Raw genomic sequence first — 26274 nt, forward strand, 5'->3', positions numbered from 1 at the left:
ATACATCCCCTCCAAAAAATGAATACACATTCATTTTATCACTTTATTTAATAGAAATCTTTATATTTTTAAATTTTTCTGATATTTTAACATAAAGAACTTTCTTTCATTCATTTTTTTCGTAATCTATACTAATTTTTTGTTATGCAAAATATATTTTAAATAAACTGAAAGGAGATTTGAGTATCCTATAAATGGAATAAAAACATTGAAGTATACTCATATTTTTATGAAGCACATTACAAGAAGAGATTTTTTAAAAATTGGTATGCGTACTTGTCTCTATTCATTTATAACCAGTAGCATCGGATACTACTATGCTAAATATATAGAGCCCCATTTCATTTCTTTTACACAGCACACATTAAAATCACAACTCATCCCAAAAAGTTTTCATGGTATGAAAATTCTTCAATTCAGCGATTTACATCTCGGATACTATTTCTCGCTTCAACATTTATCTCAAGTTGTTTCTAAAATTAATGCTGTAAATCCAGATATTGTCCTTTTTACTGGAGATCTCATTGATAATTACCAAACGTATACTGACACCCCTTTCGTTGCATCCATTTTAAAAAATATACAAGCCCCCTTCGGGAAATTCGCTATTTATGGTAACCATGATCACGGTGGATATGGAACGGAATACTATGAGCACATCATGCGTGAATCTGGATTTGAACTATTGCTAAATAGTGAAAAAAGAATTCATCTAATGGATAATAGTGAAATTTCTATTTTCGGTCTCGATGATATACTACTAGGCAAACCAAAAATAGAGAAAACATTAGAGCATGCACGGGAAAATACTTATAACATTGTTCTTGTTCACGAACCAGATATCGCGCCCAAAGTTTCCAAATATCCAATCAACTTGCAACTTTCTGGTCATAGCCACGGCGGACAAGTACAAATTCCTTTTTTAGGAGCTATTATTACACCATCACTCGCCAAAGACTATATTGAAGGCTTCTATACAATTCAGGATTTAACTCTCTATGTCAATCGAGGCTTGGGAAGAACACGTGTCCCATTCCGTTTTATGTCAAAACCTGAAATTACACTTTTTATACTCCAACATTCGTAATAATTCGCCTATTTTCTTGCATATCCTTTCTTGTACGCGCTCATCCACGTTTCATTTACCATATGATGAAAGTGAGTCCAATAAAGGAGGTATGTTCATGTATCCATATTATCAACCAATCCCAGTCCGTTCAGCACCTATTGGTCCAGTAGGCGATTCACGCTTCTTCCCGTTTTTTGGCGTTCCCTTTCTAGCTGGAATTGCTGGTGGATTACTCGGCGGAGCATTAGCTTTCGGCCCGCGACCATTTTACCCACCTTATCCACCACCTTTCCCGCCGCCAGCACCTTATCCTTGTTACGGTGGACCATGTCAACAACCATACTATTACTAAGTTAAAATAACTATTCTTTCAAATATTATTCTCTCAACGAGCCACCTCATTACACGCTTATAATAAAACTATTGTTTCTACTCATCCTTCCATTTTGGGAGCATATGAGTAGAAAAAAGTAAAAACCTCTTATGTCCATAAGAGGTTTTTACTTTTTTCATTTTTCATTATTCAGCGTCTGTATTTTGATACGCCATCTTAAACAACTTCACTTGGCTATCAATTTCTTCTGTACTACCATTAATAACATAATAGTAATCACCATCTTTATTTTGTTCACGTGTTTTCACATTATCAGCTAATGTAAGCTGTAAAATCGCCTTAATTCGTGCCTTCATTTCAATATCTAATATCGGGAAAGATATTTCCACTCGCTTCTCCATATTTCGCGTCATCCAATCAGCTGAAGATAAATATATTTTCTCCTCGCCATTATGATGGAAATAATAAATACGGCTATGTTCTAAATATCTTCCAACAACACTAACTACACGAATATTTTCACTTACATTTGGAATACCAGGTCTTAGACAACATGTTCCTCGAACAATGAGCTCTACCTTTACTCCAGCTTGTGATGCTTCGTACATTTTTTTAATTAATGGTTTATCTGTTAATGAATTCATCTTAGCGATAATGTATCCATTTCCATATTGCCTATGATAACGGATTTCTTCATCTATTAAATCCATAAATTGCTCTCTTATATCAAATGGAGCAACCGATAAATGATGAAAATGTGGCTTTGTTGTATAACCACTTAAATAATTAAAGAAATTGGTTGCATCGACCCCAAAGTCTTTTCTTGATGTAATATATCCAAAATCAGTATATAACTTCGCTGTTGCATCATTATAGTTTCCAGTCCCGAGATGTACGAACCTTTCAATTTTTCCGTTTTTTCTTCTTACAACTAACGTAATTTTACTATGTGTTTTCAAGTGACTTACACCGTAAATAACATGACAGCCTGCCTGTTCCAATTCTTTAGCCCAATGAACATTGTTTTCTTCATCAAATCTTGCCTTTAATTCAACTAATACCGTCACTTGTTTTCCTTTTTCAGCCGCTATCTTTAACGCCTGAATAATCGGTGAATCACCACTTACTCGATATAACGTTTGTTTAATCGCAAGTACATTCGGATCGTCTGCCGCATCACGGACAAAATCAACTACCGGCTGAAATGATTCAAAAGGATGATGTAATAAAATATCATGCTCGATTGCTTTTTCAAATACATCTTCTTCATCACCTAAGTCTTGAGGCGGTTGCGGAATAAGAGCCGGATATACAAGATGTTCATATAAAGGAGCTAGTTTTTTATATAAAGAAAACAAGCATGTTAAATCTAATGGACCATCCATTATATATACATCTTCATCTTTTACTTCCAGAACCTCATATAATAACGCTAATACTCTTTCATCAATGTGTTCTTTCCCAACTTCTAAACGTACAGCAGCCCCCCACTTACGCTTTTTTAATTCTTTTTCAATTACCTTTAATAAATCTCTCGCACCTTCTTCATGAATCGTTAAATCGGCATTGCGTGTAATACGGAAACGAGTAACAGATGATACTGTATATCCCGTAAATAATTTATGAGTAAAGCTACTAATTACGTCTTCTAATAAAATAAATTTATGCTTTTGCCCTTCGCTCGGTAAAATTATGAAGCGCTCAAGTAATGAAGGAACTTGTACAATTCCTAACTTCGTCCTGTTTTCTTCTTCCGCTTGCTTCTCATCATATAAAAGAGTAGCTAAATTCAAACTTTTGTTTAATAACATTGGAAATGGACGATATGCATCAATAGCTACAGGAGTTAACACAGGAAAAATTTGCTCATCAAAATACTCTTCTATAAATTCTCGCTGCTCTTTCGTCAAATCATTGAATGTTAAACGTTCAATCCCCTCTAATTCAAGCGCTGGCAATACATAATTTTTAAATGTATCATATTGTATTGTCATTAGTGCATGGGCTTTTATCGCAATTTTATTTAATTGCTTTTTTGGTGTGAAGCCAGCTTTATTTTCTGGTTGGTTAAATCCAGCACTCACTTGATCCTTTAATCCCGCTACGCGTACCATAAAAAACTCATCTAAATTCGAACTAAAAATACTAATGAATTTCAATCTTTCCAACAGTGGATTATTTGCATCTTGCGCTTCTTGTAAGACACGTTCATTAAATGCTAACCAACTTAGCTCTCGATTATTGTAATAAGCTGTATCATTTAAATTTACTGCATTCCCCTTCAATAATTCCATTCTCTTCACACTTCCCCTTGAAACTTTTTTACTATAATTTAGTTACTTTTATTTTAGCAAATTACAATATTATAAAGTGTAAATTTTTTGTAAAGACATCCGTACAACCTAATGTTTTAGTTCAAATGACAAGTTAATATTCGTTTTTAGTACTCTTTCTAACTGTTTTTTTTGTTTTTCAGCTTGCACTTTTTCCGCTAATGCCGATTGTTCACATAAAGCTTTAAACGTTAATCCTTCTTCATTTTCTGTTATAGATATCGTATCAACAAGCGATCGTTGCCTTACATTTAAAGTAGCTGAAAATTGTAAAACAGCTCCTAATAGGCGGATTTTTTTTTGTTCGCTTTTATCAAACCAACCTTCAAATGGAGATAAATGTTGTTTAAATAACATTTTTGATTTATACGATGCAATAAGTGCTAGCCTTACTCGATCTTTATGCATCATGCCATCAATTGTCTTATTCGCTAATAAATAAAACGTATGTAAACGGCTCGCTTCTTCGTCTATATATTTGCCTATATTAAATACTTTCGCTGCTTGATGGAACACTTCCCAGTCTTTTACTGACATAGAAATAAGCCCTATTTCCTCAAGTTGTTTGCAAATTAGTCTTCCATGTTTAATAAGTTGAATAACAAATTCCATATCCATTTCATATTCGTGTGATAGTAAATGCAAACTTTCTTCAACTACGTTCGGATAATATGAAATCCCCAAATCTTTTGTCAACTCTTCATAGAAAACACCTTCTCTTAACCCTTTTCTACTTAATACAAATGCCGGTGCCTCTATAACATTAACAAGTGTATGAAATACTTCAACCGCTGGAATAATCGTATCCGCTCGATCTTTTGCCAAGCCTTCCAATTTCTGAAGTTCTATGAACGACAATTTTTCCAATTCATCTTTTACATTTTCAATATCTTCTTCTGTCATCTTGTATAAATGTAATCCTGCTATAGGATAACATATTAAATTTTGATGGATTTTTACTAAGTTCCTCGCACTACCACCAATTGCAATAAGAGGCAATTTCTTATTGATTAACCATGGTAACGTTCGAAATTGAAACTCTAAATACTGTTGCATTCCCTCTAACTCATCTGTAGTAGGAATATCGCCTTTAATAAATTGTTGCTTTAAAGAAAGTGCCCCAAAAGGAAAACTATGGTACTCTAAAATCTCTCTATTTCTAAAGTATGTAACTTCCGTACTTCCCCCACCAATATCTACCGTTATTCCTTCTGAAAACGATGTAGAATTCATAACCGCCAAGTATCCGTAACGCGCTTCCTCATATTCTGATAATACTCTAAGAGTAAAGTCCGTTTGTCCTTCAACAAGCTTTTTAATTTCCTCTTGATTCTCAGACTGTCTAATTGTTGCTGTTGCAACACAAAGTACATGATGCAACTGATGGAACCTTGTACTTTCTTGAAATTGCACTAATGTCTGTAATAATACTTTTATTCCCTCTTCATTCAACACACCATCAATTAAGTAATTCCTTAACCTAGCAACCACTTTCGTATTTTCAATCTCTTTATAAAAACCTCCATTTTGCTTTTCATAAATAACTAAACGCATTGTATTAGATCCAATATCTATAATGGCATACTGTTGTTTTAATATTTCTTTCAAACTTCTCACTCTTTCATTATCAAATTTCAAAAACATATTCTATTACTATTATACAAAATAGTTGTTTTTTGTAACAATATTGCTTTAATATTGAAAATATATACAATCACTTTTTGCATATAATAAAAACCTCTTTTATTTATGGTATAATAATGAAAAATTGAAAGGAGATTCAATATGAAACCTTCACAACCACAATCTCAATTACAAAACCAACATTCTATTAATCGACTAGCTCAATCTATTTTCGTTGTGAATCGTCATGCTAAAGCAGCTACTAACCCTAAATATTTATACTGGTTAAAAAAGACAGCTTTAGAACGTTTGATTGCTGAAAAAAAAGCAATTAAAGAAGGATTACATTTTTCTAGAAACCCACGTTTTAGCCAACAACAATCTGATGTCCTTATACGTTTAGGCGATTATTTTTTCCACATCCCTCCTACAAAAGAAGATTTTCGAATTCTACCGCATCTTGGTCATCTTGAATCCTCCTATCGAAATCCGAAAACAACCTTATCTTTAACAGTAGCAAAAAAAACACTTCAAGATTATATTGGTCCTGAAGCATTGAAACAAGAAAAAAAATTAAGTGAACCTGTTCCATGGTATAGTCGTACTTATACAAAAAAATAAAACAGTTTGACCAAGTGTAGGCCAAACTGTTTTATTTTTTCTCTTCTTTAATTTTAATATTTGCTTGTTTATAAAAAGCTACTTTTTCTGTATTATAAGACTTTGTGAATTCATTAAATTTATCTTTTTCTGACTCAATATCCTTATAAGATTGATTTACTACTTTTACTTTTTCACTAATATCTTTTAATTTAGTACCTTTATCTTGTAACATTGTATATAACTCTTTTTCTTGTTTTAAAGATTTATTATAGCTGTCATACATTTTATTAAATGAATCGTGTCGTTTCTCATAAGTGCTTTTCACTTTATCAGCTTGATTTTTCAACTTATTATCTTCAATTTTTTTCACATACTTATCAGCTGACTTCACTTCTTCTTGCGCTTTATTTAAAGCCTCTTTTTCTTTTGTAAGTACTTTTTCTCGTTCCGTTGTATTCTTTGCTGCTTGATTCAGTTTTTCTTTAACAGTTTGATTATTATCTTTTCCCTCTTGCACAATCTGGTTATATAATTCTTGTCCTTCTTTCTCTAAATCCTCAAGTTTTTTTGCATCTTCAAACATTGTTTTTTCTTGTTTAGCAGCGTTTTCAAACGCTACATATAATTCTTCTTCCGGTTTCGGTCCAAAACAACCGGCTAATAAAGTCATTGATAATGCAGTTATAATTGCTAATTTACTATATTTCAACATCTCTTCCTCCTACTTATAAACGACCATCGTGTAATATAAAAAAGTTATAAAATATGTAATTGTTCTATACACTCGCATCTTTTTTACGAAGATCATTAATATTGTTTATACAAATTATTACTTAATATTACATTATTCTTTTTGAAGTATTTAGCAGTTCCATATCCATTTTTAAGTATAGTACTTCGTGTTTTTTAAAACCTGTTCACACTATGTATTCCCTTAATGGCCACAGAATTTCACCTCAGTCTTATTAAGACTATAATAGTTCACCTGATAAAAGGTGATCGTTCCGCTCTCACGTCTATCATTCCCTTTCCAGCTTTCTATCAAATAATCTCTTTGTTCATTTTACACAGTACAATCGATATCTCGCAACAACTTACAAATATTCTTTTCATTTCCTAAAAAGGAAAAGTGTAGAGCTTGCTTTCCTCTACACTTTTAAAATAAAACACATTGTGCAAATTGCATTGGCACTACCATCATAATTATATGCTTATTTCATATATTTTTAAAGACTTTTATTACAAACGCAGCTTTTTTTGTAATAAAAGTCAAAAAAATGTTACAAATAAAACTTCTTCCTATCATATATCTTTAAATCAAAGTTTTACTCATTTTCTTGTAAATTTCTATACTGGTACAATTGATTTTGCGACTTTCTCAACAGTTCTTCAAATGTTTTTCCTTCTACTGGATAGCTAGCTGCTCCAAATAGAAGAGTGACACTGAGTAAATCACCTTCTATTTCACTTTCAATATTTTTCATTAATCTGTTTGTTATTGTTGATGTTTCATGACCATTATCAATTGCTACAATAACATACTTATTTTCATCCCACTTTGTAACAACATCTCCCTTCCGGATTGTCTTTACAATGGTACTCTCCAATTTTTTTACTAACACTCCCAATTTTTTTTCTTGCAACGTGTCTTTTAATCCTTCCCATTCTTTTACAGAAAGAATGTACACTGTAATATTACGGGAATCTCTTTCAGATAAAGCGGCTACTTTCCCAAAAAAATCAACAACAAAATCGTTGCTTGCCATTCCTCCTACTTCCACATTCATACGCTTGCTCGCTCTTTTATCGTACCAATGTCCAAAATAATAACTTAGTATCATTTGCAATATATAAATAATAAAGACGGTATAAAATGATCGTGAATCCAGTTTTGCAATTACATCCTGAAGTGCAATCCATTCTGTAACTGCCACTGTATTCCCAAGTAATAACCCACTAATTTTCCCTTTATGTTTCATACTTCTCCCCCCTTTTATACCAATATATGTTTCTATATCAATAATGTTTTTCTACAAAATAAAAAATGTACATATCCAATGTACATTTCTGTTTAAGCTTGTATACCTTTTCTACTCTATTTCATATATATAATATATAACTTTTATAGAAAGGAGTAATCTATATGCTACAAAAAGAGAATCTATCAGATTCTATGCGTTTACTAGCTGGTTTTCTATTATCATTAAAATTATTATTTACCTCTTTCGGCATACACTTTATTACAAACGATCAAATCGACGCTATTGTTAATGTTGTTTCATTTTTATTTATTCTATACTTTGGCTACAAAAATAACTATGTAGGAAAAAAAGGAATCGAACAAAAGAAAATACTCAAAAAACACAACCTTCACTAAAAAAAGGAACCTTTTGTATAGGTTCCTTTTTATCATTGACGCACAACAACTTCATTTGTTTGCAGTGGACCATATGATATCTCTTTATCTTGAAATGTATATGTAGCCTGAAAGAATGCTTGTTTAAGAGCTTTATCTTTATTAGCTTTTATTTTACAACGTAGTTCCACCTTTTCATTCGGTAACAAATCATCAATTCGCCACCTTACAAGCTGGAATAAAAACTCACTTATCCCCTTATCAACTTTTAAAGAATTAGGAATATAAGCAAAGTAATCTCGAATCATATGACTTACAACAACTCTCGAAATCATTTCTACCCCTTTATTTTCCACTTCAATTCGCATAATAAGTATGTCGTTTACATCGTAGGTCAATTCATACGAAAATTGTTCTGTATACATACTACCGATTTGTAATGTAACGGCTACTTGAGGAAATTCATTTTCCTTTTTCGATCCGTCAATCCACAATACTGGTTGTAGCGGTATTGAATACTTTCCTGTATTCGAAATTCGCCCCCATATTTTCATAATATATATTCACCTCATTTCAGATGTACCATACACACAATGAATTCCCAAAATTACTAAAGCTTGCTACAAGCAATGTTTAATATTTCTCTTCCTTTTATCTTATTCGACAATATGAAGAAAAAACCATTTTTCATCTATTAACAGAAGGTGTTCTTAATGAATTTTTTTACAATTTCCTTCATTAACTTTATGGCAATATTCAGTATGTCTCACTCTTTCTCTACTCATACGAAAGAATATTTTGACGGAAGAAAAAGTTTGCCTTATAGTCAAATTTGACTATAATATTCTTTATGGCATATTAGTGTACTTATGGAAAAGAAATTAAAATCAACTATACATTTAAATTTTTTATCCACTGCACTCAAAACTTAATATAGTTTACTTATTTCTAAAGGAGGGTTATATTTGGAAACTCAACCATTAAAAAAAGACGCCAACAAGACAAAATTTGTTGTTGCTGGTTTACTGCTTGGTATATTAATGGCGGCAATGGATAATACAATCGTTGCAACCGCAATGGCAACAATCGTTGGAGACCTAGGAGGCTTTGATAAGTTTGTTTGGGTCACATCAGCTTATATGGTAGCAACAATGGCAGGGATGCCTATCTTCGGGAAACTTTCTGATATGTACGGGCGGAAACGTTTTTATATTGGGGGCCTCATTCTTTTCTTATTCGGTTCTGCGCTTTGCGGAACAGCTTCAAGTATTGAGCAATTAAGTATTTATAGAGCTATTCAAGGTATCGGTGGTGGTGCCCTTATGCCTATCGCCTTTACAATTATGTATGATATCTTCCCACCAGAAAAACGCGGAAAGATGACAGGGCTATTCGGTGCTGTTTTCGGGACATCTAGTGTATTCGGTCCTTTATTAGGTGCTTATATTACAGACTATATAAGTTGGCATTGGGTCTTCTATATCAATATTCCATTAGGACTTATCTCCTTTTTCTTCATTACTAAATACTACAGTGAGTCTCTAGAATTTAGAAAACAAAAAATTGATTGGGCTGGTGCTATTACACTTGTCATAAGTATCGTTTGCTTAATGTTCGCATTAGAACTTGGTGGTAAGGAATATGCCTGGAATTCCACTGTAATTATTGGCTTATTTACAACAGTAGTTATTACACTTATTATTTTCTTCTTTGTAGAACGAAAAGCAACCGAGCCTATTATTTCGTTCCATCTATTTAAAAAACCTTTATTCGCAGCTAGTCAAGGAGTTGCCTTTTTCTATGGTGCTGCTTTTATTATCTGTACAGTTTATATTCCAATCTTCATTCAAGGCGTTCTTGGAGGTTCGGCCTCTAATGCTGGATTAATTTTAACACCAATGATGGTTGGTTCTGTAATTGGAAGTCAAACAGGAGGACAATTAGCTTCTCGAACAAGCTATCGTAACATTATGATGGTATCTGGTGTCTTCTTCGTTCTTGGTATTTATTCATTAAGTACTTTAACAATGGACACACCTCGTTTACTCGTAACACTATTTATGATTCTCGCTGGGCTTGGTGTTGGCTTCTCATTCTCAGTATTAAGTATGTCTTCTATTCACAAGTTAGAAATGCGAGACCGCGGTTCGGCGACATCAACAAACTCATTCTTCCGATCACTCGGTATGACTCTTGGTGTAACGATTTTCGGTACAATTCAAAATCATGTTTTTACAGATAAACTAAACTCTGTGTTCCCCCCTGAACTAGCAAAATTAGCTCCAAAAGGTGGAGACACAAGCTTCTTATTATCACCAGACGCTACCGCAAAAATTCCTGATGAAATATTAGCTGGTATTAAAGAAGCTCTCGCTACATCTATTGCGAACACATTCTTCTGGGCACTCATCCCGGCTGTACTAAGTGTTATTTGTATTTTACTTATGGGAAATGAACGCCTCTTTACAGGCCCTAAAAAGAAAGAAAAACAAAAGCAAGTCAGTTAATATAAAAAAGAAGCGGCATATCCCTTTATGAAAAAGGATATGCCGTTTATAATATGTATAAAGTTTTTATATACAGGAGTTGAGACAGCATGAGCATGAAATTAGTCATTCTCGGCTTGCTACTCGAAGGAGATAAACATCCATATGAAGTGCAGCATATTATGAAAGAACGACAAATGGATTGTTATATTAAATATGCTAAAGGATCACTTTATTACGCCTTCGAGCAATTAGAAAAGCAAGGCGCAATTCATATTACAAATGTAATTAGAGACACAAATCGACCTGACAAAACGATTTTTCATATAACAGAAGAAGGCAAAAAACTATTCCACACTTTACTATTAAAACAATTCGAAGCAAAAAACCAAATATATAAACCTATTTATTCAGCCTTATCTTTCGCTCACTTTAGCAATGATCACGAATTAGTTCCTATTTTAGAAAAAAAGAAAAACGATACTCTTCAATATTTACATACTATGCAAACGATATATGATTGTAATAAAGGAAAGGTTTCACGTGCACAACTATATATTTTACAAAGTGTAATTGAGCATATTACAGTTGAATTACAATGGCTAAACACCCTCCTTAAAGATGCTATAGCAGGCCGACTTTCAGAAGTTGCTATAGATGAAAATTGAGCTATGAAAGAAGGCATCCCTACTTCTTTCATAGCTCAATTTCTCTTTTTATACTGTAATATTATTAGTTACTTCAGAGCTAAAAAGTCAGAATAATAAGAAATAAAAACTTTGGAATTTTCTTATTTTAAAACAGTAGACAAAATTCCAAAAATTGTGTTAGAATTTGTTTCAATATCATATCGCTTGTTAAATTCCTTTCAAAAGGAAAATAGGTACACGAACATTTCGTTTCGTGTTTAAAAGGGAAGCTTGGTGAAACTCCAACACGGTCCCGCCACTGTAAATGCTGAGATTTCTTTTTGGTGCCACTGTGAAAACGGGAAGGTGAAAGAAATTATATGAAGCATAAGTCAGGAGACCTGCCTGTTTTAACAACACTGATAGATTCACGGATGATGATGAGGTGTTAAAACAAAAAGGAAGGCTTATTTTCTATGTCTTTGCACTTTTTGTTATAGGTATTTCCTAGTAAACGGAAATGCTTACTTTCAATTAGGGAGGAATTTAAAATGGCAATTCAAACAAGTAACTTAGGTTATCCACGTATCGGACTACAACGAGAGTGGAAAAAAACATTGGAAGCTTTTTGGTCCAATAAAATTGATGAAGAACAATTTTTAACAACAATGAAAGAAATTCGCCTTCAACACGTAAAAGTACAGCAAGAAAAAGGGATTGAACTCATTCCAATTGGCGACTTTACATATTATGATCACGTTTTGGATACTGCCTATATGCTAGGATTTATCCCATCACGTTTTTCTGAGTTTACATCTTACCTTGATGTATATTTCGCAATGGCGCGTGGCTCTAAAGATCATGTAGCTTCCGAAATGACAAAATGGTTTAACACAAACTATCACTATATCGTTCCTGAATATGAAGAGGGATTACAAATCTCTTTAAAAGATAATCGTCCACTTCGCTTATACGAAGAGGCAAAACAAGAATTAGGAGTAGATGGAAAGCCTGTTATTTTAGGTCCATATACTTTCTTAAAATTAGCTAAAGGCTATACACAAGAACAATTTCCTACCATTTTAAAACAGTTAGTTGCACCTTACGTACAACTGCTTTCAGAACTACATGCAGCTGGTGCACAAGCCATTCAAGTTGATGAACCGATTTTCGCTTCTTTAACTAAAGAAGAAGTTCAACAAGCAAAAGAAATTTATGAAGCTATTCGTAAAGAAGTTCCAAATGCGACTCTTCTTTTACAAACATATTTTGATAGCGTAGAAGAAAACTATGAAGAAATTATTACATTCCCGGTATCCGGTATTGGATTAGATTTCATTCATGGTAAAGAAGGTAATTTAAATGCTATTTCAAAATATGGATTCCCAGCTGATAAAACTTTAGCTGTCGGTTGTATAGACGGCCGTAACATTTGGAGAGCTGACCTTGATGAAGTTCTTGAGTTATTTACAACGTTACAAAAACAAGTTCAAACGAAAGATTTCATCGTTCAGCCTTCTTGTAGCTTATTGCATACACCGATCGATAAAACAGAAGAAACTCACTTATCGACTGAGCTATTTGATGCGTTAGCATTTGCAAATCAAAAATTAGAAGAGTTAGTTCTTATTCATTCCGCTCTCACTCAAGGTACAGAAAGCATTAGTAATGAGCTGGAAACATATCGAAACGTACATCATACAATTCGTTCATCTGCTGCACGTAACCGAGAAGATGTCAAAGCAGCACGAACAGCACTAAAAGAAGAAGATTTTTCACGTCCTCTTCCATTTGAAAAACGATACGAATTACAACAAGTTGCCCTGGAGTTACCGCTATTACCAACAACGACTATTGGTAGCTTCCCACAAACAACTGAAGTTCGTCAAACGCGAAAAGAGTGGCGTAACGGCGTTATTTCAAATGAACAATATGAACAATTTATTGAAAAAGAGACAGAAAAATGGATTCGTTACCAAGAAGAAATTGGTCTTGACGTCCTTGTACATGGTGAATTTGAAAGAACTGACATGGTCGAATATTTTGGTGAGCGCCTTGCTGGTTTCTCATTCACTAAAAACGGTTGGGTACAATCATACGGTTCCCGCTGCGTAAAACCACCTGTTATTTATGGTGATGTAGCCTTTATTAACGGAATGACTATTAAGGAAACTGTTTATGCACAAAGCTTAACGGAGAAAGTTGTAAAAGGAATGTTAACTGGACCTGTTACGATTTTAAATTGGTCCTTCGTTCGAAATGACATTCCAAGAAAAGAAGTTTCGTATCAAATTGCACTAGCTCTTCGTCACGAAATTGAACTACTTGAATCTTCCGGAATTAGAGTAATCCAAGTCGATGAGCCAGCACTTCGTGAAGGAATGCCACTAAAAGAAAAAGATTGGGATGCTTATATTACATGGGCAGTACAATCCTTCCTTTTAGCAACTTCTTCTGTAGCAAATGAAACACAAATTCATACTCATATGTGTTACAGTAACTTCGAAGATATTGTTGACGCGATTCGCGCATTAGATGCAGATGTAATTTCTATCGAAACATCAAGAAGTCACGGAGAATTTATTGATACGTTAAAACATACAACATATGAAAAAGGCATCGGTCTAGGTGTATATGATATTCATAGCCCACGTGTACCGAGTAAAGATGAAATGTATAAAATCGTAGAACAATCTTTAGAAGTATGCGATCCTAAATATTTCTGGATTAATCCTGATTGTGGTTTAAAAACGAGAAGAACAGAAGAAGTTATTCCAGCTTTAGAACATATGGTGCAAGCAGCGAAAGATGCTCGTTCCCTTTTAAAAACAAACGCATAAAAAAAATGGGTTATCCTTTTCTCAGGATAACCCATTTTTTATTCTTTACTTTCAAAGAAGAATTCGTATTGTATTTTATATAATTCATCATCCGTTGGCTCTTCAAGAGGAATCGCTTGTAAGACAACTGTATAATCACCATTTGGAATAGGTATTTGAAATTTGTTTGAAAGAATACTCGTTATAACGATACTTTCATTTTCAACCGTAAAAGGAACCGTAATCGTTCTAACCACTTCTTCTTTTTCAATATGTTTCCCTGGGGTCACTTTCACTTCACAAGTATAATCAGAAAGTGCTTCAAAAATAACAGTTCCCTCTGCCTCAGCATAACCTCTTTCAAAATCTTCATCCGTCCAGTCTACATAAGGCTGCTCACCGTCATAGTTCATCAACATTAATTGCGAATAAGAAATTGTTAACTCCATAGTTCCCCTTCTCCTTCATTATGAAATGTACAAATACTACTTCACTTCAAACTTCACACGCGTACCATCTGGATATTTATCTAACTTATTCCCTACCCAAGAGCCTGCTCCGCGGTTATCCGCCGGACTTATATATTCAATATGTGCTCCTTTTCCGCCTTCCTTGCACATTGCCATTGGCCATTCATCACGATCATACCCTTTTTTTGATGGATATGGTGCTAACGACAATTTCCTTCTATCTGCAGCACCACCACGATCGATTTTACAAACTTCTGAATGCCCTTCTTTTATAGCATCCGTAATATGTTTTCCTGTCTCTGGATAACGTTCTTTCGGAAATTCTAACACTTGATCATACGTATTCGTTTTCTTTACACTTGTTTCCTCTGGCACAAGTACTTCATAGACTGCTACTAAAATAGACAGGATTGCGATAATTGAAATGATAATACCTTTTAATTGCTTCATGTATACCTCCATGTTTCTACCAGTTTCTTTTCCTCCGTTATTATAACAAACTTCTCCTGTATATGTTTTCAGACATTATTTTAGTTATTCCTTGCCATTCCGCCAAAAATTTTCATTTTTTCACTAATGCTGTAGAAAACTAATAGCCTTCCGACATTCTTTTTCAAAGGAAGTCCTCATAAAAGATTGAAATGATATATACGATACTTTTTGGGGAGGAAATATCATGGAAGCTACCTATAAAACGAAAGATGTCACGAATAAAACAGGCATCCCAAAACATATAGTCCGCAAATATAGTCAACTGTTAGAGGAACATGGTTATATGATTTCTAAAACAGCTGATGCTCGTATTTATAAACTTGATGATTTAAAACTATTGAAATCTATACATGAAAGAGCTGCCACATTACAAGAAGATATTTCAGAAACGATACCGATTATTTTAAAAGAAAAAGAGGCCCCACCTGTACCAGTTATACAAGATAAGCAAGAGATACAACCGAAAGAAAAAGAAGATGGGCGTAACTTTGAGGAGTTCATGTTGAAACTTGAAATGCTAGCTCAATTAAATGAAGCAATTATTCATCAAAATTCTACTCTAATTACACAAAATCGTTTAAAGGATGAGAAACTAGATGAATTGATGCAACAAGTTTATGTAAAAGAAGGATCTCAAGAAAAAATGCTTCAAGAGTTAGTCGAGCACGCCGCTCAAACAGATGCATTGCAAAAAGAAAAGATGGACTTATTAATGAATCATATGTATAAACGAGAATCCAAACAGGAAGAAAAAATGAATAAACTTGTCAGTCAAATTTATAACAAGGACAGTAACCGTGATGCACAGCTTATGCAAGTTATTCGAGAAATTCAAGAAACAAAAAGAATGGTTGCTGCCTCAAAAGAGCAAAGCTTCTTTCAATCATTTAAAAGTTTATTTAGCCGAGCAAAACAAGAAAAAACAAATGAATAAACAATATAAAATAAAAAGTTACCTTCCATCGGTAACTTTTATTCCTTATTTTGTACAGCTGGTAATATAATAATTGCTTCAGTGCCTTTTCCACTTTCACTCTTATATTCCAATGTACCATTATGCGCTTGTAAAATACTAAATGTTACCATAAGCCCTAGTCCTGTCCCTTTTTCTTTTAAAGAATAATATGGTTGCCCCAGCCTTACTAACTGTTCTTTCGTCATACCAACACCACTATCTTTAACTCTTATTATGATTGTTTCGTCTTTTTGAATAGCTGTTACTTTTAAATATCCTTTATTTCCTTGAATTGCTTCAATACCATTTTTAACAACATTCATAATAGCTTGCTTTAATTTTGTCTTATCACCAATCGTATAAAGACTTTCTGAAATTTCAACTTGTAAATATACACCTTGCATCGCCGCAAATGACGACATGAGAGTGGTCATTTCTATTAATTGGGCTGATAAACAAATGTGTTCTTTTTTCTCAATTTGCGGCCTTGCTAAATTCAAGTAATCTGAAATAATTTGTTCCGCCCGATCCAATTCAGCTAATACGAGACGCATATAATCCTTATTCTTCACATCTTCTGTACTTTCTAGCAATTGGATAAATCCACGAACAACAGTAAGTGGATTACGAACTTCATGTGCCACACTTGCTGCTAACTCACTTACAATATTAAGCTTTTCTGATTTTTGCATCTCTGTACGTAGCAATGCATTTTCATTTAAATATTCAGTTAAATACACCTGAAATACCATTGTCATGACCATGATAAGCGAGGCAAATATAAATCTGCTATATATTTGCGAAATATATGGTGTAAATCCTGTTTCCAAAAGAACATTAATCATGCCTAATACTAAAGATACAAGCACATAAAATGATGAAATCATAAATGCTAAAATTAATTTCTTATCTCTTGAAAAAAGAGACCATTTCTTTGATAAAAACAGCGGAACTATCAATAGAAATGTTACTTCTAAAACTGGAAGAAAGCTCATTCCCTTTAGTAACCATTCATATGCAACAAAAATAACCGCTGGGATTAAACCAACAATCCCACCATATAAAAAACCACTGACAATTGGAATTGGGTGAAAGTTATACCCACACACATTACCAAAACAAATAGAGTATGTCATGGAGAGAACGAGCGTAACGCTAGATAAAAACATAATAAAGTAACGATTTGGCTTCGGAGGCATTTCTTGATAGCGATTTAAACGAATCGCTTCATATAAAAATAGTGGTAAAATTATGATGGCAATTTGAATCAACAAATCACGGATAAGCTCCATAACCTCTCATCCCCTATATGTATTTTGATATGATTATATCATTTTATAGGTTTATTTGTTTTAAAATTTTGATTTTTCTTAACATATTTGTTAATTCTTTGTTAACAACTCATAATAATTGTTACAGATTTTCGAAATGATTGTAAACCCTGTACCAAATTTCCTTCGTGCAGTATACAATGAATACGGATTACAAAGAAAATGTAAAAATACTTTTTTAGACGGACAACTATAGCAAAATACAGCATATAATCCATACTATCTATGTTTACAAATAAGTGATCATTACTTTAGTAGGAGGAAGATAAATATGGCGGGTACTACGCTTGTTTTAAAAGAAGAAAATTTGGTTGTTCTAGAAAATGTTGAAAAATCAGTATATGAAGAGTTACAGCATAAAGCAGGAGATGAAGATTGCACATGTGCTGTGAACGAATCAGTTGTTCACCTTGGCAAGGTATCCTCTGTACTCTGGAATGAAGATGAAATAGATTGGGAATACGGATATTAAAAAGTCGCTTATAGCGGCTTTTTTCTCTTTTCTCTCTCTTTCTAAATTACATATACAAAGCGCAATCATAGAAAATATGATAAAATGAACTTAATTTTCAAACGGAAGAAAGGGAGATACAATGGAACAATTCATTAACCCTAGAGTGAAGGATATCCAAATTTCTGGAATCCGTCAATTCTCTAACATGATTCAAAACTATGATAATTTGATTTCTTTAACAATCGGACAACCCGATTTCCCTACACCTTCTCTCGTAAAAGAAGCGGCAAAACGGGCTATTACAGAAAACTATACAAGCTATACACATAACGCTGGTTTACTAGAATTACGTAAGGCAGCTTGTAACTTCGTAAAAGATAACTACGATTTACATTACTCACCTGAAAACGAAACCATCGTTACAATTGGTGCTAGCGAAGCGATTGATGTTGCATTCCGAACGATTTTAGAGCCAGGAACAGAAGTAATTTTACCTGCTCCTATTTATCCAGGTTACGAACCTATTATTCGATTATGCGGTGCAACGCCCATTTTTGTAGATGTTCGTGAAACTGGATTCCGTTTAACAGCTGACGCGCTAAAAAATGCTATTACAGAAAAAACAAGATGTATCGTACTACCATATCCTTCTAACCCAACTGGTGTAACTTTATCCACAGAAGAATTAAAAGATATTGTAGATGTTTTAAAAGATAAAAATATTTTCGTCCTTTCAGATGAAATTTATAGCGAGCTTGTATATGCACAAAAGCATACATCTATCGCTCATTTCCCAGAAATGCGTGAAAAGACAATTGTCATTAACGGCTTATCTAAATCACATTCTATGACTGGCTGGCGTGTTGGACTTTTATTCGCACCAAGCTATTTAGCAGGACACATATTAAAAGTTCATCAATACAATGTAACGTGTGCTACTTCAATCGCTCAATACGCTGCAATTGAAGCATTAACAGCAGCTAAAGACGCACCAAAAATGATGCGCCATCAATATAAAAAACGCCGTGATTACGTATATAATAGACTCACTCAAATGGGCTTAACAGTTGAAAAACCAACAGGTGCATTTTACTTATTCCCATATGTTGGTCATTTGACATCTTCATCATTTGATTTTGCACTTGATCTTGTCAAAGAAGCTGGACTAGCTGTCGTTCCAGGAACAGCATTCTCTGAGTATGGTGAAGGCTATCTTCGCTTGTCCTATGCGTACAGCATCGAAACATTAAAAGAAGGTTGCGATCGATTAGAAGCCTTCCTAAAACAAAAAGCTAAGAGTTAAACTCTTAGCTTTTTTCTGCATAATGATCACAAGTGTGACGCTTTAGCAATTTATGTGGAATAATGATACATTTCGCAGTAGACTCCGCATTCTCTACTTTATCAACTAAAGCTTTTGCTGCTTCATATCCTAGTTGATAAATATTCACATCCACTGTTGAAAGCGGAGGACTCGCGATTTCTGATAGTAAAGCATTATTAAAACTTACAATAGAAACGTCCTTCGGTACAACGAATCCTTTTTTAGAAAGAGCACTTAACACACCCAGCCCAATTAAATCATCCGTTGCCATAATTGCTGTTGGCGGTTGCTTTAGTCCCATTAATTCTTCCACGGCTTGTTGACCACTTTCCCTTGAAAAATCAAAATGTAGAATATACTCTTTTGATAACGTAATGTCCGCTAGTTTTAAAGCATCGCTCATACCAGCTAAACGATCTCTCGTTACAAGTAAATCTGACCCACCACCAATGAACGCGATTTGCTTATGTCCCAATGAAATTAAATACTCTGCTACTTCTCTCGCAGCTGCATAATTGTCATTATCTACATATGTAATTTCATTTTTTCGATCATATGGTTTTCCTATTAGAACAAACGGGAAATTTTGTTCATGTAAATATTGAATAATCCGATCGTTCTCTCTTGAATATAAAAGAATAATGCCACCAATTTGGCGTCCCTGTACCATCTTTACGACACCATTAAAAATTTCCTCTTCCGTTTCACCTGTCGACATATAAAGCGCATATCCTTCTACATGTGCAAATGAACTAATCCCTCTTATAACTTCTGGGAAAAATGGATTTTGAAAAGCTTTACTTGCAGAACTTGGCATAACAAGACCAAGTGTCTTCGTCGTTTGGTTCGCAAGATTTCTCGCATTTAAATTGGGATGATACCCTAATTCACTCATCACTTTCCTAACACGGCGCTTTGTCTTTTCACTTATACTTGGATTATCAGCAATTACACGAGAAACTGTTGATGGTGCAACATTCGCTTGCTTCGCCACATCTTTAATTGTAACTGTCATAAAAATCCCCCTCCTCTCATTTCTCTGTCATTTTTCATATATTTTATCTCGCACTCATTGCAAGTCATAAACTTTCATTTCTTATATCTTGCAAAACTAATCCTATTCTCCCTCTTCATGTATTGTAAGGGATATAGCTATTTTTTCCTATACTATAATATACTATTTATTTCACTTCTTTTCACATGTGATGTCAAATCTCTTTTCATCTCCCTATAAAGTTATTTATAGGGAGATGAAAAGAAAAATGGGACGTAATGTCCCATTTTTCATCCTTTTGTACCTCCAGCTGTTAAACCAGAAATAAAGTATTTTTGTAGTGATAGGAATAAAATTGAAATTGGGATCGCAATTAACACAGAACCCGCTGCAAACGTTGTAAATTCATTACCGAATTTCTTCGCAACCATTTCATATAATCCAACTGCTAAAGTATAATTTTCTGGTGTTCGCAAAATAATACTCGCTAAAATGAAATCTGTAAATGGACCAATGAAAGTAAATAACGCTACAACCGCTACGATTGGCTTTGCAAGTGGCATAATGATTTGCCAAAAAATACGGAAATGTCCTGCTCCATCCATACGAGCTGATTCATCCAGTTCTTTCGGAATCGTATCAAAATACCCTTTCATAAGCCATGTATTCATCGGAATGGCCCCGCCTACATAAATTAAAATTAATGCAAGGTGTGTATCAATTAATCCTGTTAACTGAGCTAATACGTATAGAGCAATTAACGCTGCAAAGTTTGGAATCATTTGCAGAATTAAAAATGTTAATAAACCATTTTTTCTTCCAACAAAACGATATCTCGAAAATGCATAAGCAGTAAAGCTAATTGCTAGCACTGAGAAAATCATCGTTAAAACACTTACTTTTAATGTGTTTTTATACCATAGTAAGTAATTACTATTCTCTAGATCTAATAGCTTACGATAATGATCTAACGTTGCATTTTGTGGAATAATACTTGATCCAGATAAACTATCACCCGGATTAAACGATGAGCCAATAATCCATAATAACGGATAGAAAATGATGGCACACATTACGAAAATAACTAAATAACTTAATGAGAGACGTAACATCTTCTGTCTTTTAATATTCATTTACATCATATCCTCTTCTTGGAATGATTTTGTTCTCTTAAATTGCCATAACGCAACTGTAATAACGATTAACGATAATATCATTGTAAGAGCTGCTGCTTTTCCGTACTGCGCTGAAGTCATCGTTAACTTATAAATCCATGAAATTAAAATATCCGTTCCACCTGCGTCTTGTCCAGCTACAGCAGGACCTCCACCGTTAAATAGATAGATGATACTAAAGTTATTAAAGTTAAACGTATATTGCGTAATTAATATTGGTGCTGTTGCATATAACACAAGTGGCAATGTAATTTTACGAAACTGTTGCCAAGCTGTCGCTCCATCTACTGTAGCCGCTTCGTATAATTCTCCTGGAATCGATTGCAGTATACCTGTTGTCATAGCAAAGACGAACGGGAATCCAAGCCAAGTTTGAATCATAATTAAAGCAATTTTCGCCCAAAATGGATCGGTCATCCAAGCAATCTTTTCAATTCCGAATAAAGCTAATACTTGATTGTTAATTGCTCCAAATGTTTCATTAAACATACCAGAGAAAACAAGAATAGATACGAATGCTGGAACCGCCCACGGTAAAATGAAGATTGTTCGAATAATCGCCTTTCCTTTAATACCAGGCTGATTTACGATAATTGCTAAGAAAATCCCAAGCGCAACTTGTAATGTTGTTGCAACGAATGTCCAAATGACAGTCCAAGAAAATACACTTACAAATGTCTCTCTCCACATCGGTAAAGTGAAAATATCAATAAAGTTTTTAAAGCCCACCCAATCTACTAATTTAGCTGGAGGAGAGTGATATAAATCATAGTTTGTAAATCCAATTAAAATTACGAAGATGATTGGAAATACGACAACAAAGATAAGTAGTAGAAAACCTGGTGAAACCATTAAATAAGGAAAACCTTGATCTAACAAATTACGATATTGCTCTTTTACAGAATTTAACGGTGTTCCGATATCACGTTTCTTTCCATTTTGATATGCATCATATAAGTTAAATGCATATATGCCAAGCCCAAACGTGATAACGATAAGGGCCAAGATTCCTTCTACTAATAGAAAGACAGAATGGTCACGTGGAACTTCTGTGCCGAGCGTTACAATACCCCATAATCCCATATTCAATAAATCAGCAAAGGCTACAATAAATGAACCTGTTAATACTAGAAAAATAAGACCTTTTACAAATTGTTTATTATACATTTGGCCCACGCCTGGAATGATTGATAACATGGTTGCCATTTTCCTATGCTTTGAATGGTTTAACCCATTTGCTGGTTCCATAGATGTTTGCATGTTCCTTCCCCCTTTTTTCTTCCTACATGGAAGGGAGAGAATTCGTGCCTCTCATATTAGAGGCACGAATTTCACCTTATTTTTTCTTGTTATGATTTGCCTCAATATTACCTTTAATTTGTTTCACTGCACTATCAAGCGCCGCTTTTGGTGCCTCTTTATCTGTAACAACTAATTGAAGCGCATCTCCAGCTGGTTTCCAAACTTCTTGCATTTCTGGAATATTTGGCATTGGAATTCCATTTTCAGATTGCGTTGCAACCGCTTTTGCAGCTTCGTTATCTTTAATAATTGGATCTTCCATTACTGATTTTACTGGAGGAATTTCTTTCGTTTTCTCAAATCGAATTTTTGCGTTTTCTTCATTCGTTACCCACTCAGTGAATTTTGTAGCTAAATCATTTTGTTTAGAGAAACTTGTTACATGCCATCCTTTAACCCCAACAAACGTTTTCATCGGTTGACCATTTGGTAATTTCGGCATTGGAGCAACGCCATAATCAATTCCGTTCTTTTCCATTGCTTGGAACGCCCATGGTCCGTTCATAATAGATGCTGCTTTTCCTTCATTGAATAGTCCATCAGCAGCAGGCCCACCTGATTCACCGATAATACCTTTCGGGAATAATTTTTCTTTGTACCATTTTTGAAGATATTCAGCACCTTGTACTGCTCCGCTATTATTTAATCCAACATCACTTGCATTTGGCTTTCCATCTTTTTCACCAAATACATAACCGCCCATACCTGCCATGAATGCATTAGCAAAGTAGAAGTTATCTCCTAATGCTAAAAATCCGTACTTGCCATCTTTCGTAAATTCTTTTGAGAAGTTAAACAGCTCGTCCATCGTTTCTGGCGCTTTTGGCATTAGTTTTTTATTGTAAATAAAGACTGGTGTCTCAATTGCTTTTGGTAAACCATATAATTTTCCGTTATATGTCTGTGCTTCTATTGATGAATTAGTAAATTTACTCTTTACAGCATCATCCGCTTTCACTTCAGAAAGTAGACCTTCTGTTACTGCATTTCCGATTTGATCGTGTGGCAATGTTACAACATCTGGTCCAGTCCCCGCTGGCCCATCAAGGCGTAACTTTTTCACTTGATCTGTCATTTGCATTTCAACAACTTTTACTTTTACTTTATATTTTTCCTCAAAGCTTTTCACTGCTGGTTCTAAACCAACACCTTTTTTATCATCTTCCCAAACAAGAAGATCATAGTCTTTTTTCGCTTTACTTTCCTCTTTTTCCCCTGAATTTTTCGGTCCACATGCAGATAACATACCAATAGATAATGCGGAAACCGTTAATAATGATAATGCTTTCTTCATCCCAAAAACCTCCCTAAATTGTCTATGTACCTTAGTAACTGAAAACGTTTGCATTTAATAGTTTAATTGAAGCGCAAACAATATCTCAAATCTATGAAAACGTTTGCGCTATTTGTCTATCATTATACATTCTTTTATTCATTTTGCAAATATTAATTTAAAAATTATGTCATTATACTCTTTATACATTGACTTTATATGAAATGAATACTACTCTTATAAGCAATATTAAAGCTATAAGAAAGGCAATCGTTTGCAATACAGGCTTTATTATTACACTTAAGGGAATACTATGTATAGAGATATTGAAGGGGGATTTTCCATATGTTTAAAGAAGCCATTTATCATAGGCCGAAAGATAATTATGCATACGCTTACAATGAACAAACAATTCACATCCGGGTACGTACTAAGAGAGATGATGTTCAATGTGCCACTCTTATTTACGGTGATCCTTACGAATGGAAAGACGGGAAATGGATTTCATTAAGTACACCAATGAAAAAAACGGGTTCTACTGCATTATTTGATTATTGGTCCATTTCAATCGAACCAAAATTTAAGCGCTTACGTTATGGATTTGAATTAAAATCTGAAACAGATACTCTTATTTATACAGAGCGAGGATTCTTTTCTAACATTCCAAATGATGATGTTGGTAATTTTTTCTGTTTTCCATTTATTCATGCAGATGATGTATTCAAAGCACCATCCTGGATTAAAAACACCATTTGGTATCAGATTTTCCCTGAACGATTCGCTAATGGCGATAGTACGCTGAATCCAGAAAACACCCTTCCTTGGGGAAGTACGAATCCAACTCCAACTAATTTTTTCGGTGGGGATTTTGCTGGTGTTATTCAAAACCTTGATTACCTTGTTAAGCTTGGCATTTCCGGAATATATTTCACACCTATTTTCAAAGCTCATTCAAACCATAAATATGACACAATTGACTATATGGAAATTGATCCACAATTTGGGACGAAAGAAACTTTCAAAGAGCTCGTTGAAGAATGTCATAAGCACGGTATAAAAGTAATGCTCGATGCTGTGTTTAATCATAGTGGATACTTTTTCGAGAAATTTCAAGACGTTCTAGAGAACGGTGAGAAGTCTGCATATAAAGAGTGGTTCCACATTCATGAATTTCCAATTATAACCGAGCCACTTCCAAATTATGATACTTTCGCCTTTACACCGTATATGCCTAAATTAAATACAGCTCATCCAGATGTAAAAGAATACTTACTTGAAGTAGGACGTTATTGGGTACGAGAATTCAATATAGATGGCTGGCGCCTTGATGTCGCAAATGAAGTCGATCACAACTTTTGGAGAGAATTCCGAACTGAAATAAAGACATTAAATCCTGAAGTATATATTTTGGGAGAAATTTGGCACGATGCCCTTCCGTGGCTACAAGGCGATCAATTTGATGCTGTCATGAGCTACCCTGTTACAAACGCTCTACTTTCTTACTTTGCTAACGATTCCATTAAAGCAAGTGAATTTATGAAGCAAATTACAGAATCTCTACATTCCTACTCTATGAATGTAAATGAAGCAGCCTTTCATTTATTAGATAGCCATGATACTCCAAGAATTTTAACAACATGCAATGGAGATAAAAATAAGTTAAAATTGCTCTATGTATTCCATCTTTCTTTCATCGGCTCTCCTTGCATTTATTACGGAGATGAAATCGGCATGGATGGTGGTATGGACCCCGATTGCCGTAAATGTATGATTTGGGATACTAAAGAACAAGATCATGCATTATTTACACATATACAAACATTGATTTCATTACGAAAACAACATGAAGCTTTTGGAGGACATGGTACTTTTCAATTCATCGAAGCAAATGATGAACATAATTATATTTCTTATACGAAAACATATGAGGATGAAACTATCTTTTTCGTTTTAAACCCTACTAATAGTGAAGTTACAGTTTCACTCCCTCTTCATGTTACTGGTAAGAAAATAATTAACATTTATACAAATGAAGAATTTTCAGCGGAAGCAAGTGTATTACAAGTTACACTTCCTCCATATGGATTCTCCATATTAAAATGGTAATCAAAAAAGCCTTATGCCATAGTGAAGTGCACCCCAATTGTTAGACACAGTCTAACAATTGGAGGTGCATTTTTTATGGCTAAATTTTCTTCAAAAGAAAAAACCCAAGCGGTGAAACAATATTTAGATGGTACAGAAAGTGGAAA

23 protein-coding genes and 1 riboswitch are annotated in these 26274 nt (G+C 34.1%); of the genes, 11 read left to right on the forward strand and 12 right to left on the reverse strand.

The window, feature by feature from the left end:
* Positions 1–229 precede the first annotated feature (229 nt).
* Positions 230–1087, forward strand: coding sequence for a metallophosphoesterase (locus tag RT27_RS24100; RefSeq protein WP_043937833.1), 858 nt, complete (start codon positions 230–232; stop codon positions 1085–1087).
* A gap of 97 nt (positions 1088–1184) precedes the next feature.
* On the forward strand, positions 1185–1421 hold the full coding sequence (locus tag RT27_RS24105) for a hypothetical protein (RefSeq protein ID WP_000283738.1): 237 nt from the start codon (positions 1185–1187) through the stop codon (positions 1419–1421).
* Between the two features lie 167 nt (positions 1422–1588).
* Here RT27_RS24105 and RT27_RS24110 read toward each other — a convergent pair whose 3' ends face one another.
* Positions 1589–3697 carry a polyphosphate kinase gene (locus RT27_RS24110; protein ID WP_029443154.1) on the reverse strand — a complete coding sequence of 703 codons (2109 nt, stop codon included), beginning with the start codon at positions 3695–3697 and terminating at the stop codon, positions 1589–1591.
* Positions 3698–3805: 108 nt separating this feature from the next.
* Positions 3806–5380 carry a Ppx/GppA family phosphatase gene (locus RT27_RS24115; protein WP_043937821.1) on the reverse strand — a complete coding sequence of 525 codons (1575 nt, stop codon included), beginning with the start codon at positions 5378–5380 and terminating at the stop codon, positions 3806–3808.
* A 141-nt stretch (positions 5381–5521) separates the two neighbouring features.
* Here RT27_RS24115 and RT27_RS24120 point away from each other — a divergent pair, with 141 nt between their 5' ends.
* Complete coding sequence (locus tag RT27_RS24120; RefSeq protein ID WP_000804864.1) at positions 5522–5980, forward strand: YkyB family protein; 459 nt, start codon at positions 5522–5524, stop codon at positions 5978–5980.
* Positions 5981–6011: 31 nt separating this feature from the next.
* Here the strand turns inward: RT27_RS24120 and RT27_RS24125 are convergent, their stop codons facing one another.
* Both RT27_RS24125 and RT27_RS24130 read right to left on the reverse strand, forming a co-directional pair.
* Complete coding sequence (locus RT27_RS24125; protein ID WP_016080439.1) at positions 6012–6674, reverse strand: YkyA family protein; 663 nt, start codon at positions 6672–6674, stop codon at positions 6012–6014.
* Positions 6675–7287: 613 nt separating this feature from the next.
* Positions 7288–7941 (reverse strand): diguanylate cyclase, encoded by a 654-nt coding sequence (locus RT27_RS24130; RefSeq protein WP_016080438.1) that lies wholly within the window; start codon positions 7939–7941, stop codon positions 7288–7290.
* A gap of 164 nt (positions 7942–8105) precedes the next feature.
* On the opposite strand from RT27_RS24130, the gene RT27_RS24135 reads away from it, so the two are divergent.
* Complete coding sequence (locus RT27_RS24135) at positions 8106–8339, forward strand: SPP1 phage holin family protein (protein ID WP_016080437.1); 234 nt, start codon at positions 8106–8108, stop codon at positions 8337–8339.
* A gap of 32 nt (positions 8340–8371) precedes the next feature.
* Here the strand turns inward: RT27_RS24135 and RT27_RS24140 are convergent, their stop codons facing one another.
* Positions 8372–8872 (reverse strand): hypothetical protein, encoded by a 501-nt coding sequence (locus RT27_RS24140; protein WP_016080436.1) that lies wholly within the window; start codon positions 8870–8872, stop codon positions 8372–8374.
* Positions 8873–9283: 411 nt separating this feature from the next.
* Here RT27_RS24140 and RT27_RS24145 point away from each other — a divergent pair, with 411 nt between their 5' ends.
* From RT27_RS24145 to metE, 3 genes are all read left to right on the forward strand, one after another.
* Positions 9284–10825 carry an MDR family MFS transporter gene (locus RT27_RS24145; protein ID WP_029443156.1) on the forward strand — a complete coding sequence of 514 codons (1542 nt, stop codon included), beginning with the start codon at positions 9284–9286 and terminating at the stop codon, positions 10823–10825.
* 89 nt (positions 10826–10914) lie between these two features.
* A complete protein-coding gene (locus RT27_RS24150) occupies positions 10915–11472 on the forward strand; it encodes a PadR family transcriptional regulator (protein WP_016080434.1) in 558 nt (185 codons plus the stop codon).
* A 196-nt stretch (positions 11473–11668) separates the two neighbouring features.
* Positions 11669–11857, forward strand: a riboswitch (cobalamin riboswitch).
* Between the two features lie 127 nt (positions 11858–11984).
* A complete protein-coding gene (metE, locus tag RT27_RS24155) occupies positions 11985–14273 on the forward strand; it encodes a 5-methyltetrahydropteroyltriglutamate--homocysteine S-methyltransferase (RefSeq protein ID WP_043937823.1) in 2289 nt (762 codons plus the stop codon).
* Between the two features lie 38 nt (positions 14274–14311).
* Here the strand turns inward: metE and RT27_RS24160 are convergent, their stop codons facing one another.
* The gene (locus RT27_RS24160; protein WP_016080432.1) at positions 14312–14701 is read right to left on the reverse strand and encodes a competence protein ComJ; all 390 of its coding nucleotides are present in this window, start codon (positions 14699–14701) and stop codon (positions 14312–14314) included.
* 36 nt (positions 14702–14737) lie between these two features.
* Positions 14738–15172: a DNA-entry nuclease gene (gene nucA, locus RT27_RS24165; protein WP_043937824.1), complete on the reverse strand. Its 435-nt coding sequence runs from the start codon at positions 15170–15172 to the stop codon at positions 14738–14740.
* Positions 15173–15398: 226 nt separating this feature from the next.
* On the opposite strand from nucA, the gene RT27_RS24170 reads away from it, so the two are divergent.
* Positions 15399–16148, forward strand: coding sequence for a DUF3967 domain-containing protein (locus RT27_RS24170; RefSeq protein WP_000388467.1), 750 nt, complete (start codon positions 15399–15401; stop codon positions 16146–16148).
* Positions 16149–16186: 38 nt separating this feature from the next.
* Here the strand turns inward: RT27_RS24170 and kinB are convergent, their stop codons facing one another.
* Positions 16187–17461 (reverse strand): sporulation sensor histidine kinase KinB, encoded by a 1275-nt coding sequence (gene kinB, locus RT27_RS24175; protein ID WP_043937826.1) that lies wholly within the window; start codon positions 17459–17461, stop codon positions 16187–16189.
* A 310-nt stretch (positions 17462–17771) separates the two neighbouring features.
* Between kinB and RT27_RS24180 the strand changes: the two genes are divergently transcribed.
* Entirely contained in the window at positions 17772–17972 is a 201-nt protein-coding gene (locus RT27_RS24180; protein ID WP_000929276.1) for a hypothetical protein, read from the forward strand.
* Between the two features lie 121 nt (positions 17973–18093).
* Positions 18094–19257 carry an aminotransferase A gene (locus tag RT27_RS24185; RefSeq protein WP_043937828.1) on the forward strand — a complete coding sequence of 388 codons (1164 nt, stop codon included), beginning with the start codon at positions 18094–18096 and terminating at the stop codon, positions 19255–19257.
* A 4-nt stretch (positions 19258–19261) separates the two neighbouring features.
* On the opposite strand, the gene malR is transcribed toward RT27_RS24185, so the two are convergent.
* From malR to RT27_RS24205, 4 genes are all read right to left on the reverse strand, one after another.
* Positions 19262–20293 (reverse strand): maltose operon transcriptional repressor MalR, encoded by a 1032-nt coding sequence (gene malR, locus RT27_RS24190; protein ID WP_016080429.1) that lies wholly within the window; start codon positions 20291–20293, stop codon positions 19262–19264.
* A gap of 269 nt (positions 20294–20562) precedes the next feature.
* Positions 20563–21405, reverse strand: a complete 843-nt coding sequence (gene malD, locus RT27_RS24195) for a maltosaccharide ABC transporter permease MalD (protein WP_001022608.1) — start codon at positions 21403–21405, stop codon at positions 20563–20565.
* Positions 21406–22707, reverse strand: a complete 1302-nt coding sequence (malC, locus tag RT27_RS24200; RefSeq protein WP_016080428.1) for a maltosaccharide ABC transporter permease MalC — start codon at positions 22705–22707, stop codon at positions 21406–21408.
* A gap of 76 nt (positions 22708–22783) precedes the next feature.
* A complete protein-coding gene (locus RT27_RS24205; protein WP_043937829.1) occupies positions 22784–24043 on the reverse strand; it encodes an extracellular solute-binding protein in 1260 nt (419 codons plus the stop codon).
* A gap of 324 nt (positions 24044–24367) precedes the next feature.
* Here RT27_RS24205 and RT27_RS24210 point away from each other — a divergent pair, with 324 nt between their 5' ends.
* Complete coding sequence (locus RT27_RS24210) at positions 24368–26128, forward strand: alpha-glycosidase (RefSeq protein WP_043937831.1); 1761 nt, start codon at positions 24368–24370, stop codon at positions 26126–26128.
* The last annotated feature ends 146 nt before the right edge of the window (positions 26129–26274 follow it).

The sequence above is a fragment of the Bacillus sp. L_1B0_5 genome, assembly GCF_000836715.1.
GTDB lineage: Bacteria > Bacillota > Bacilli > Bacillales > Bacillaceae_G > Bacillus_A > Bacillus_A thuringiensis_S.